This is a genomic window from Sediminibacterium sp. FW305-C-61, from assembly GCF_058231065.1.
The window spans coordinates 75161-86767 of record NZ_JBIQXR010000002.1; the positions used below are offsets into that span (position 1 = coordinate 75161).

The 11607-nt window shown below is 39.9% G+C and carries 11 protein-coding genes; 1 reads left to right on the forward strand and 10 read right to left on the reverse strand.

Annotated elements, in window-relative coordinates; translation table 11 throughout:
• Positions 1-5 precede the first annotated feature (5 nt).
• The 10 genes from amaB to panC all read right to left on the reverse strand — a co-directional run bounded on the left by amaB (position 6) and on the right by panC (position 10670).
• The gene (amaB, locus tag ACH30E_RS05485; protein ID WP_490823974.1) at positions 6-1532 is read right to left on the reverse strand and encodes an L-piperidine-6-carboxylate dehydrogenase; all 1527 of its coding nucleotides are present in this window, start codon (positions 1530-1532) and stop codon (positions 6-8) included.
• 219 nt (positions 1533-1751) lie between these two features.
• Positions 1752-2450 carry a LytR/AlgR family response regulator transcription factor gene (locus ACH30E_RS05490; protein ID WP_294992515.1) on the reverse strand — a complete coding sequence of 233 codons (699 nt, stop codon included), beginning with the start codon at positions 2448-2450 and terminating at the stop codon, positions 1752-1754.
• A complete protein-coding gene (locus ACH30E_RS05495) occupies positions 2447-3532 on the reverse strand; it encodes a sensor histidine kinase (protein ID WP_294992512.1) in 1086 nt (361 codons plus the stop codon). Before ACH30E_RS05495 ends, ACH30E_RS05490 begins: the two co-directional genes overlap by 4 nt.
• Positions 3533-3770: 238 nt before the next feature.
• Positions 3771-4586, reverse strand: a complete 816-nt coding sequence (panB, locus tag ACH30E_RS05500; RefSeq protein ID WP_490823975.1) for a 3-methyl-2-oxobutanoate hydroxymethyltransferase — start codon at positions 4584-4586, stop codon at positions 3771-3773.
• Between the two features lie 85 nt (positions 4587-4671).
• Entirely contained in the window at positions 4672-5568 is an 897-nt protein-coding gene (locus ACH30E_RS05505; protein ID WP_294992506.1) for a Ppx/GppA phosphatase family protein, read from the reverse strand.
• Positions 5549-7639, reverse strand: coding sequence for a polyphosphate kinase 1 (gene ppk1, locus ACH30E_RS05510; protein WP_490823976.1), 2091 nt, complete (start codon positions 7637-7639; stop codon positions 5549-5551). The genes ACH30E_RS05505 and ppk1 overlap by 20 nt, the downstream gene beginning before the upstream one ends.
• A gap of 236 nt (positions 7640-7875) precedes the next feature.
• Entirely contained in the window at positions 7876-8373 is a 498-nt protein-coding gene (gene rfaE2 / locus ACH30E_RS05515; RefSeq protein ID WP_294992500.1) for a D-glycero-beta-D-manno-heptose 1-phosphate adenylyltransferase, read from the reverse strand.
• Positions 8360-9373, reverse strand: coding sequence for a lysylphosphatidylglycerol synthase transmembrane domain-containing protein (locus ACH30E_RS05520; protein ID WP_294992497.1), 1014 nt, complete (start codon positions 9371-9373; stop codon positions 8360-8362). Before ACH30E_RS05520 ends, rfaE2 begins: the two co-directional genes overlap by 14 nt.
• A 63-nt stretch (positions 9374-9436) precedes the next feature.
• The gene (gene panD, locus ACH30E_RS05525) at positions 9437-9781 is read right to left on the reverse strand and encodes an aspartate 1-decarboxylase (RefSeq protein ID WP_294992494.1); all 345 of its coding nucleotides are present in this window, start codon (positions 9779-9781) and stop codon (positions 9437-9439) included.
• A gap of 37 nt (positions 9782-9818) precedes the next feature.
• Complete coding sequence (gene panC / locus ACH30E_RS05530) at positions 9819-10670, reverse strand: pantoate--beta-alanine ligase (protein WP_490823977.1); 852 nt, start codon at positions 10668-10670, stop codon at positions 9819-9821.
• A 106-nt stretch (positions 10671-10776) separates the two neighbouring features.
• Between panC and ACH30E_RS05535 the strand changes: the two genes are divergently transcribed.
• On the forward strand, positions 10777-11595 hold the full coding sequence (locus ACH30E_RS05535; RefSeq protein ID WP_294992488.1) for a glycogen/starch synthase: 819 nt from the start codon (positions 10777-10779) through the stop codon (positions 11593-11595).
• Positions 11596-11607: the final 12 nt, after the last annotated feature.

Consider the following 11607-nt stretch of genomic DNA (forward strand, 5'->3'; position numbering starts at 1 on the left):
AACGGTTATTTTAAATCAAATTGTATGCCCTGTGCGAGTGGCAATTGCGTGCTCCAGTTAATGGTATTGGTTTGCCTGCGCATATATGCTTTCCATGCATCGCTTCCACTTTCTCTTCCTCCTCCTGTTTCTTTTTCCCCGCCAAAAGCACCTCCGATTTCTGCGCCACTGGTACCAATATTTACGTTTGCTATGCCACAATCACTTCCTGCATGCGACAGAAATTGTTCTGCCTCGCGCATATTGAGCGTCATGATAGCAGATGAAAGTCCTTGTGGCACACCATTTTGCAAGGCAATAGCTTCCTCAATGCTGGAATACTTCATAATGTATAAGATAGGTGCGAAGGTTTCATGTTGTACTACTGGTAGGTTATTGCCCGCTTCTGCAATACATGGTTTTACATAACATCCGCTTTCATAATTGCTGCCCTCGAGTACACCGCCTTCTACAATAAAATGACCACCTTGTTGTTTACAATCTTCAATCGACTTTTTGTATAGTTCAACTGCATCTTTATCAATCAACGGACCCACATGGTTATTGGTATCCAACGGGTTGCCGATACGAAGTTGGCCATAGGCTTTTATGAGCTTTTCTTTAAACTGTTCATAAACAGATTCATGAATGATGAGTCTTCTGGTAGTAGTGCATCTTTGTCCGGCAGTGCCAACAGCACCAAATACGCATCCGATTAATGCCATATCGAGGTCGGCTTCTTTAGAAATAATGATGGCATTATTACCACCTAGTTCTAAGATGGTTTTACCTAACCTGGCGCCTACTGTAGCAGACACAATCTTTCCCATCCTGGTAGATCCAGTGGCTGAGATCAATGGAATTCTGTTGTCTTTACTCATCCATTCGCCTACTTCTCTACCACCTTGTACCAAACAGTTAACGCCTTCGGGTACATTATTTTTCCTGAATACCTCGGCAACTATATTTTGCACTGCGATACCGCATAAGGGTGTTTTTTCACTTGGCTTCCAGACTGTGGTGTTCCCGCAAACCCATGCAAGTGCTGCATTCCAGCTCCATACTGCTACAGGAAAATTAAAAGCGGAGATAATACCAACCACACCCAGCGGATGCCATTGTTCATACATGCGATGCATGGGTCTTTCGCTATGCATGGTGTTTCCATGAAGTTGACGGGAGAGGCCCACGGCAAAATCACAGATATCAATCATTTCCTGCACTTCACCAAAACCTTCCTGCAGGCTTTTGCCCATTTCATAGCTTACCAGTTTGCCAAGGGGTTCTTTATAATTACGTAATGCCTCGCCAACCTGTCTTACGATTTCTCCTCTTTTTGGAGCGGGCCACATTCTCCAGCTTTGAAAGGCGGAAGTGGCAGACTGAAGTACTTTTTCGTATGTATCGTTATCTGCTATTTGTACGCTTGCAGTTTTTTTTCCATCAACAGGAGAAAAGGAATCTATGTTGATGCCTGTACCACTGATCCAGTTTGTTCCTGTTGAAGCAGAAGGGTTCTGTGATTCGATGCCGAGTATTTGTAAGAAATCCATGCTGGTTATTTTGCATAAAGGTAAAGAAATAAGTACCAGTGGATGAGATGGGGATTGTTGGAAACAAAAAAGTATCACCTTGTTGAGAACAACGTTGTGATACTTTTTTATCTAAAACCCTGCATGAAACGCCTTTCAGCATTTACAAGGTAAATTTACTTTGATGAGCTTTTGCTAATGCACCATATAGGTGAGTAATGGGTTTGAATCGGGGAATAATTACTTGGTCTTCGATATTTCAATTAACTGGTCATAAACAGCACTATAACTGCTACCAATCGGTATTTCTTTTCCAGTGATCCAAACTTTAGATTTGCTGAATTTTTCGATTTTAGCCAATGGCACAATAAAGGAGCGATGCACCCTGACAAAATCACGTGCCGGTAACTTCTCCTGAATGCTTTTTAAAGTCATGAGGGTGAGTACCGGATTAGGTTTAATGTAAATTTTGATATAATCATCCAAGGCCTCAATCAGATCGATGTCTTTGAGGTTCACTTTCATAATTTCATAATTCACTTTTATGAATAATGAATTTAACTGAACCTCTTGAGAACTAAGGAATTCGATGTATTCTTTGGCTTTGTAACAAGCCTTCAGGAACCGATCGTATTCAAATGGTTTTAGCAGGTAATCAACCGCGTCAACATTAAAGCCTTCAACCGCAAAATCTTTATAGGCAGTGGTAAAAATAACCGGAGGTTTATCTGTCAGGTTTTTATAAAACTGTATGCCGGTGATATCGGGCATTTGAATATCGAGGAATAAAAGATCAATTTTATTGCTCTGCATGTAACTAATAGCTTCATCGGTATTAGTGAAAGTTTTCTCCAGTTTCAGGAAAGAAATCTTTGCACAATATTCCTGTATTAGCTGTAACGCTAATGGTTCATCATCTATAGCTATACAATGTATCATGTTGTGATCTCGAGTTTAACGGTATAGGTTTTGTTTTCCGCAATAGTGGTTAATGTATGTCTGTCTGGATACATAAGTTCCAATCGGCGTTTAACATTATTAATGCCTATGCCCGTGTTTTCCATTAAATGACTTTCTGATGCAACAATATTATTGCTGGCATAGAACAAGATTTTATTTCCGGTCGTATTGATGGTAATATCGATGGTTGAAGTTTCTTTTGTGCTTACCCCATATTTGAATGCATTCTCTACGAATGGTATAAATATAAGCGGTGCAATCAATAATGTTTCGATATCGCCACTGGTTGAAAAGTTGAGCGTTACTTTATCCGTTAGGCGAACCTGCTGTAATTCAATAAAGTTGTGGATGAAATCAACCTCATTTCTCAATGGTACAAGGTCATGCTGTGTTTCAGTAAGAATATAACGCATAATCGATGACAGCTTCATAACTGCCGGAGCTGTTTTTTCACTTCTTACTACCGCAAGCGAATAAATATTATTCAAAGTATTAAAAAAGAAATGGGGGTTAACCTGCGACTTAAGGAAGGAAAGTTCCGTATTCAATTTTTCGTTTTCTGTCTCTTTCCTTGTTTGTTCTGTTTTAAGCCATCTCTGTGTTACAGAAATACAGGTTCCAAAGGCAAATACTAATAAAAAGAGTACAGTATTATAGGGGTCCGCAATTGGTCTGGCTCTTCTTGGCGCACGGGTAAGTTTCGGAATTCCTTTAAATGCGGGGTTTCTGATAAATTCATTATTCTGTCTTATATATTCGGGTTCTACTAAAATATTTGCAATTTCTTTAGGTAAGAACAAGAATGCCCCCAAACATGCTGCGATGGAAAGAATATACCAACCCCACTTTTTATTAATCAGCAATTTTGGTACCAACACATGTGTGTTGAAATAATAGAACAGTACAATAAAAATGTTATTGCAGATGATCGTTGTCAGCATGTTATCGCTCATGCTGAACTCCCTTAGCCTTGGAAAGAATACCAGATAGGGCACAAAGAAAAAGCATGCCCAGGCAACTATATGGGTAAATATTGTGATGATTTTCTTGTCGTTTCGCACGAATTCGGTTGAAGTGATGAATTGAATAAATATAGTCTTTTTTATAAAAAAGACATTTTGCAAAATAGGGTTTAGTCGAAAATAACCAGGTTGGGAAGTTGTGTGCTACACAAGCGCAATAATGAAACCCTTGTTCTGCCAATCTGCAACCCTGTAACCGGTTTTAATCAAATCTATTCATGCATTTTCGATTTTGAAAATGATTTTGGGTGAAGATGGTTTGAGTATCGGTAAAATGCTAATAAGACTCTTTTTCATTGGGAAAATCGCCAGATTTCACATCTCCGATGTACTGTGTTACCGCGGAGTGAATCTGTTCCTGAAGATTGAGATATTGACGTAAAAAGCGTGGCTTAAACATATTATTAATGCCCAACATGTCATGCATTACCAATACCTGACCATTACAGCCCCCACCTGCTCCGATGCCGATTGTGGGGATATTTAATGAGTTGCTCACTTCTGTAGCCAGGCTTGCAGGTATTTTTTCAAGTACAATAGCATAGCAGCCAGCGTCCTGTAAAAGCAAAGCATCTTTTTTCAGTTTGGCAGCTTCGGCTTCTTCTTTGGCCCTGACATTATACGTACCGAATTTATAGATTGATTGAGGAGTAAGTCCGAGGTGCCCCATCACTGGTATTCCTGCAGATACAATGCGCTGAATACTGTCTAATACTTCCTCCCCGCCTTCTAACTTTATTGAGTGTGCGCCACTTTCTTTCATGATTCTTATTGCGGATGCCAGGGCGATATCGGAATTTGATTGATAAGAGCCAAATGGCAAATCAACAACGACCAGTGAACGATTAATTCCCCTTACTACGCATTGGGCATGATAAATCATTTGATCGAGTGTAATAGGAACGGTAGTTTCATGTCCCGCCATCACATTGCTGGCACTATCACCTACTAAAACAACATCTATACCTGCTTCATCAAACAAACGTGCAAATGAATAGTCGTATGCGGTGATCATCGATATTTTCTCACCGGTTGCTTTCATTTTCAGCAATGTATGTGTAGTGATTTTTTTTATTTCTTTATGAACAGACATAAGCTTGTTTTTAAATAAGCATTTGCAAAGTAGGCAGATTTTCAGGGATAAGTGTCAGAATGGAGATAAATTCATCCTAAAGCTGTTATACAACCTTACCCGTTCTTTGTAAATCATCGTAGAGGTGTTGGATAAGTCCATCTGCCAGCCCTATTTTGGGAACAAATATTTCTTCTGCATCTGCCCAGCGCATCACATTGATATAAATTTGCAATGCAGGTACAATAACATCTGCGCGGTCTCCCCTTAATTTATAGATATTGATACGATCTTCCAGTGAAAAGCTGGCGATCTCTTTGTAATAATCTTTCAAAAGCTCTATTGACAGAGGCTTGCCATCTTTTTTCTTGCTTAAGGAGAATACTTTATTGATATTACCACCGGTACCAATCGCAACGATCTTTTTATACCCTTTTGTACGGGTTTTAATGATCTCTTTCATTTCGGTCCAATAGCTTTCTTCCACCATTTCTTTTAAAAGCCTGATGGTACCAATATTGAACGATTGTTTGAAAACGAGTTTGTCTTCCGCAAAAAAAGTGAGTTCAGTACTACCGCCACCAACATCAATATATAGGTAGCTATGGTCTGTATCCATATTCTCGGCAACATGATTCTCATATATAATGGAAGCTTCTAAATCTCCACTGATGATTTCAATATCCAGGCCAGTCTCCAGTTTTATTTTTCGTATAAGGTCATTGCTGTTACGGGCATCACGCATTGCGCTGGTGGCGCATGCAATGGTATGTTCCACGCCATAGGCATTAATCAAATGACCATAGGCTTTCATGGTTTGCAAAACCATGCCTCTTTTTTCTTTGGAAATTTCTCCTTTTTCAAACACGTCAAAACCCAAGCGCAAAGGAACACGCACCAGGTTTAGTTTATTAAACCTGGGTTTTCCTTCTGCATCATGACTGACTTCTGAAATCAATAAACGAGCAGCATTACTTCCAATATCAATTGCGGCGAGCCTCAATATTTACTATGTTTTTCCGATGTAGGTAATGATAAGTCTCAATCTGAGAACGTATCTTCTTTTTACCTGCGGAAGGTACATAGTTGTTGCTTAATTCTTTGTCGAGTATCCTTGCTTTTACGTTGTCTCTTAATTGAATGTGGATAATCTCTTTTAATTCATTTCTGATATCGGGGTCATTTACAGGTACGGCGGCTTCAATTCGGTGATCAAGGTTGCGGACCATCCAGTCGGCACTGGATATGTAAATCTTTTCATTTCCTCCATTGTGGAATATTAACACACGGGCATGTTCAAGGTATTCGTCTACAATACTGATCGCTTTAATGGGGTGTTTGAATTTCTTAAGTTCAATAACTGCGCAGAATATACCGCGTACAATCATTTTAATATCGACGCCTGCAGTTGCTGCTGCATAAAGTTTCTCTATTAATCTTGCATCACTCAACGAGTTGATTTTAATAATGATAGAAGCGGGTTTGCCTGCTTTTGCAGCTTTTATTTCTTTATTGATTAATAAATCAATTTCGCGGCGCATATTATTAGGACAAACAAGCAGGGTTTTACACTGGTTCAGTTGAAGTGTGCCAGATTTATAGTTCTCTAGGTAATGGAAAATACGGTTGATGTCGGCCATTACCATTCTGTTGGCGGTTAGTAAACAGTGGTCGCCATATACATGAGCTGTTTTTTCATTGAGGTTACCTGTGCTTACGAAACCATACTGAACCGTTTTATTGCCTTTCCTTTTTTTAATGATACATAGCTTGGCATGTATTTTCATTTTAGGAACACCCAGTAATACTTTTACACCATCTTCTTCGAGTATTTTTTTCCATTCAAGGTTAGCTTCCTCATCAAAGCGGGCTTTTAGTTCGAGCATTACAATAACTTCCTTTCCATTTCTGGCTGCATTGATCAGTGCATTAATCACTTTCGAATTTGAAGCGAGTCGGTAGGCGGTTATTTTAATGGATTGCACTTCCGGATCCATCGCTGCTTCGCGCAGGAGGTCGATCAGGGCATGAAAAGAATGATAGGGGAAATGTAACATCACATCCTTTTTAAGTACCACATCTGTTACCCGATACCGACCATGAAATGCAGGGTGGGGGAAAGGTTCACGTCTGGTGTTTTTTCCATCAAACACATCTGGGAAGTCCATGAAGTGCCTGAAATTATGGATACGCCCACCAGGAATAATATTGCTTTTTCTGTTAAGGTTTAGTCTTCTGATCAGGTATTCAAGCAGGCCTGCATCCATTTCTTTGTCGTATACAAAACGAACGGGTTTGCCTTTTCTCCTGTTCTTTAACCCCTTTTCAATTTTCTCCACAAAAGTGGTACTAACGTCGTTGTCTATATCAATTTCCGCATCCTTCGTTACTTTGAAAACATGGGCATCAAAATAGTCGTAATCGAAGTAGGTGAAAATATCTGGCAGGTTATGTCGGATAACATCTTCCAGTAAAATAATCCTTTTTTCGCCAGCCTTTGAAGGTAACAAAACGAAACGGCCAAGGTCTTTAGACGGAATTTCTATCAAAGCATATTTCTGGTCGTACGCGGAATCTTTTTTTCGCATCACTACACCGAGGTAAATGCTTTTGTCGCGCAGATAGGGGAGTTGCGGCAGGCTTTCGATCATCAGTGGAATGATATTCGATCGCACTTTTTCATCAAAGAAATGTCTGATATAATGCTTCTGTTCTTTTGAAAGTTGTTTCTCTGTAACCAGGAAGATTTTTTCTTTCTTCAGTTCTTTTAATATGCCATCCCAAATTCGGTTGAATTCATTTTGCTGATTCAATACAATGGTTTGTATCTGGTCGATGATCGATTGAGGATCTTCTTCCATATGCATGTTGAGCTTACGCCTTTTATCCGCATACTCAACCATGCGCTTTAGGGTAGCCACCCGAACACGGAAAAACTCATCGGTATTATTCGAAAAAATACCCAGAAATCGAATCCTTTCTTTCAGTGGCACAGAGGGATCATTAGCTTCCTGTAATACCCTTCCATTAAAACTTAACCAGCTTATATCGCGTTGAATCAGGTTTTTTTTCACAAATGACAGCGTTGATACGTAAATACTTCAGTGCTTCAAATATAAAAAAGCTGAAGTGAGGGCAATGTTAAGTTTGGGAAATTTGAAAATTTGGGAATTTGAAAATTTGGCTGCGAGCAACAAGTCGCAAGCTGCAAGTCTAGCGTAGTATGAAACGCAGATTTTCATGAAATTTAATGCCAATATTCCTTACAGCAATAGCTAGCAGCTAGAGGCTAGAAGCTCGCAGCCAAATATCAAGAGTAAGATTGCTTGATATGTTGAATAATGCCTGTGGTGGAAAAACCTTCCACTATGGGGTTTATAACTACCCGTCCTCCGGCTTCTATTACCTGTTTTGAGCCAACTATTTGTTCCACGGTATAATCGCCCCCTTTTACAAGCACATCTGGCATGATGGCAGATATGAGTTCGAATGGAGTGTCTTCTTCAAATACCACAACCGCATCTACCACTGCAAGGTTTGCCAAAATCAGGGCCCTGCTGTGTTCACTGTTTACGGGTCGGTCAGGGCCTTTTAATTTTTTTACACTCTTATCGCTGTTTACACCAACTATCAGGTAATCGGCTTCTTTAGCGGCAGCGCTTAAAGAGAATATATGGCCTTCATGCAGAATATCAAAACAGCCATTGGTAAAGGAAATGCTTTTGCCTGTTACGCGCCATGCTGCAACCCTTGCCAGTACCTGTGGAAGTGTCAGTATTTTTGTTTCGATAGCATTAATGGCTCTCATGAGATGTCTTCTTTTTATTATAAACCGGCAATACCAGCAAACTGATACAACCCAGTAAAACTACAATCAGGAATTGGGCAAACCATTGTAAAGTACCATTGGCAAAACCAATTTCAAAAGCTACTCCATTTTCCTCTAATACTTTAGCGATGAAAAAGGCAAATGCGCCAATGCCACCTGGCGTAATAATCATTCCGATACTGCCAAATGACAAAGCCCCTAAAGCTGCACCCAGTCCTAAATGGGCAGTTCCATCAGTTGCCATGAGTCCAACCCAGGTTCCGGCAGCGTATAAAAACCAAATCAATACTGAATATAAAAGGAAAAGCCCTTTCTGTTTTAGTTTGCGGATGCTGATTAATCCTTCCCAAACACCCCGGATGATTTTTTTTCCTAATTCAACAATTTTAAGGTGGGCAAACTTTTTGATCCAAACCCTTATTGCAATTATTAAAATAATCAATATGCCAGCAACTATCAGTAATGAAGTGATGGAAACGTTTTCCCCTTTCTTGAATAGTTGTCCTATTAGTTCCTTTCCATACTCTGCTAATATATCGGATTGAGTAACCATGGTTAAAACAAACACCAGGCCCAGTGATACAACATCTACAGCTCTTTCGGCAACGATAGTACCTACGAGTTTTTCCGCGGGCACTTTTTCATAGCGGGCTAAAAAAGTACATTTTAAAACTTCTCCCAGTCTGGGGATGGCGAGGTTAGCCAGATAGCCAATCATAACAGCAAAAAAAGTATTTGCAACGCGCGGCTGATAACCCATCGACTGGATCAATATTTTCCAGCGCAAGGCTCTTACGAGGTGACTAAGGGTAAGGATCAGAAATACAGGTAATAATAGCCAGTAGTTCGCTGTTGTTAAACTCTGTTTAAAGTCACCCCATTTGTCATCCGGTATTTGTTTAAAGCTCCACCATACCAGAAAAATGCCCAATCCAAGAAAAACGGCATATTTAGCAAAAGATAAGAATCGTTTTTTCATGGCCTGAAGGGGTTACAATAATATTCAACGCAGTGTTGGTTGAACAATAATCTGATTAGTAAGCTACAGCTTATTTCCTTCTTTTGGAAATACTAACGATGGTTTAAATTGTTTTGCAGCTTCGAAGTCCATGGTAGCATAAGAGATAATTACCACTGTATCACCCACCGCACCTTTTCTTGCCGCCGGGCCGTTAAGGCAAACTACACCACTACCTCTTTTACCTTTGATGATATATGTTTCGAGTCGCTCCCCGTTATTTACATTAACCACCTGTATTTTTTCATTCTCGATAAAATTGGCGGCATCCATCAGGTCTTCGTCGAGGGTAAGACTGCCAACATAATGTAAGTTCGCTTCGGTGATTACAGCGCGGTGAATCTTAGATTTTAATACTTCAATTAGCATAGTGGGCGCAAAATTACTTACTTCTTCGGATGTACCATCAATCCTTTGTCAGAGAAATGTTATCAATTAACCTGATTCCCGAAAGAAAAGCTGCCACCAGGGCAACAAGGGGTTGTTGTCCGTCCCAGTTATTCACTTCCTCCAAACTATGAGCATCTGCTATGCTGATATAGTCAATTTTGCTGAAACCTGCTTTTAATAGTTGATCTGCTGCCCGGGTGGTTAAATCTGTTAAATCGCCCTGTTTTAGGTTAGCCTTGATCCATTGAAGGCTTTTGTATATAGCGGTAGCTTTATCCCTGTCCTGTTCGGAAAGTCGCAGGTTTCTGCTGCTCATGGCCAGGCCTGAACTTTCTCGCATGGTGGGTACTATGGTTGTTGTTACGGGTAGACCGGTTTGTCGAATAAGTTCGGTTATTACCATACATTGCTGGTAATCTTTTCTACCCAGAAACAATTCATCGGGCATAACTATGCTAAGTAATCTGTCTACCACCTGACAAACCCCTTGAAAATGTCCGGGTCGGTATTTGCCTTCCAGTAAAGTTTCCAAAGAACCGAGTTGATATTGTTTCTTCACATAATCTGAAGGGTAAATAACCTCTACTGAAGGTAGAAATAGTACATCGCAACCAGCTTGCTCCAATAACCTGATATCTGCTTCAATAGTGATGGGATATTGCTGAAAATCGGCCGGGTCGTTAAATTGGGTCGGATTAACAAAGATGCTACATACGGTACGGTCGCAATGAGTTTTTGAATTTTTTATTAATGATAGATGCCCGGCATGTAAAGCACCCATGGTAGGTACAAAGCCTATAGAAACGCCTGTTTCCCTTTGGATTTGTATATATTTATTTATTTCATATATAGATTTAACGAGTAACATGGGATGCCTGATTTGCTTGCTTTTAATCTTGAAATGCAGTTCAACTATATTTTCGTACCTTTGCCAACTCATTTTATGCTTCCCGCAATAAAAAATCGGTGCAAGGATGTCAACAAAGAAAAGAATTTTATTTATAGCCACAGAAATGTCACCCTACCTCGAATTGACAGAATTCGCGGAGGTTATCAATAAACTGGCTATCAAGAGCAATGATGGAGGATTGGAAGTAAGGTGTATTATGCCAAGATTTGGGGTGATCAACGAAAGAAGACACCGTCTGCATGAAGTAGTACGTCTATCCGGGATCAACGTATCAGTAGATAACGATGATTACCCACTTCAGATCAAAGTAGCATCCCTGCCAAATGCCCGTTTACAGGTATATTTTCTGGAAAATGAAGATTTCTTCAAGAGAAAGCAGATTTTCCATGATGATGAAGATAAGTGGTTCGATGATAATGCGCTACGTACTGTTTTCTTCTGTAAAGGGGCACTGGAGACCGTAAAAAAATTCGGATGGCCGCCGGATATTATCCACTGTAGCGGATGGATGACCGGACTTATTCCCGCGTATATTAAAACAGCTTATAAGAAAGAACCCGTATTTGGTAACAGTAAAGTTGTATTCACCATTGGTGAAAACACCTTTAAGGAAAAACTGGGTGCCGGATTCTTGAAACAGGCTGTAATCAATGCCAATATTAAAGAAAAGGATCTGGAGGCATTCAAAGATGCCAATAATACTGCACTGTTTAAAGGAGGTGCCAGCTTTGCTGATGCCATTACTTTTGGTGCAGAAAAGATAGACAAGAAACTTGTAGAAGAATTCGGTAAAGTAAAGGGAAAGAAAGTAGTACCTTTTAAAGGCTTGGATTCTGATTTAACAGAGTATTTAGAATTGTACAACGACCTTGCGGGCAAGTAATCCACAACACAA

Coding starts and splice junctions, on each gene's coding strand:
- amaB (WP_490823974.1), bottom strand. CDS start 1,532: ATGGATTTCTTACAAATACTCGGCATCGAATCACAGAACCCTTCTGCT.
- ACH30E_RS05490 (WP_294992515.1), bottom strand. CDS start 2,450: ATGATACATTGTATAGCTATAGATGATGAACCATTAGCGTTACAGCTA.
- panB (WP_490823975.1), bottom strand. CDS start 4,586: ATGTCTGTTCATAAAGAAATAAAAAAAATCACTACACATACATTGCTG.
- rfaE2 (WP_294992500.1), bottom strand. CDS start 8,373: ATGAGAGCCATTAATGCTATCGAAACAAAAATACTGACACTTCCACAG.
- ACH30E_RS05520 (WP_294992497.1), bottom strand. CDS start 9,373: ATGAAAAAACGATTCTTATCTTTTGCTAAATATGCCGTTTTTCTTGGA.
- panD (WP_294992494.1), bottom strand. CDS start 9,781: ATGCTAATTGAAGTATTAAAATCTAAGATTCACCGCGCTGTAATCACC.
- panC (WP_490823977.1), bottom strand. CDS start 10,670: ATGTTACTCGTTAAATCTATATATGAAATAAATAAATATATACAAATC.
- ACH30E_RS05535 (WP_294992488.1), top strand. CDS start 10,777: ATGTCAACAAAGAAAAGAATTTTATTTATAGCCACAGAAATGTCACCC.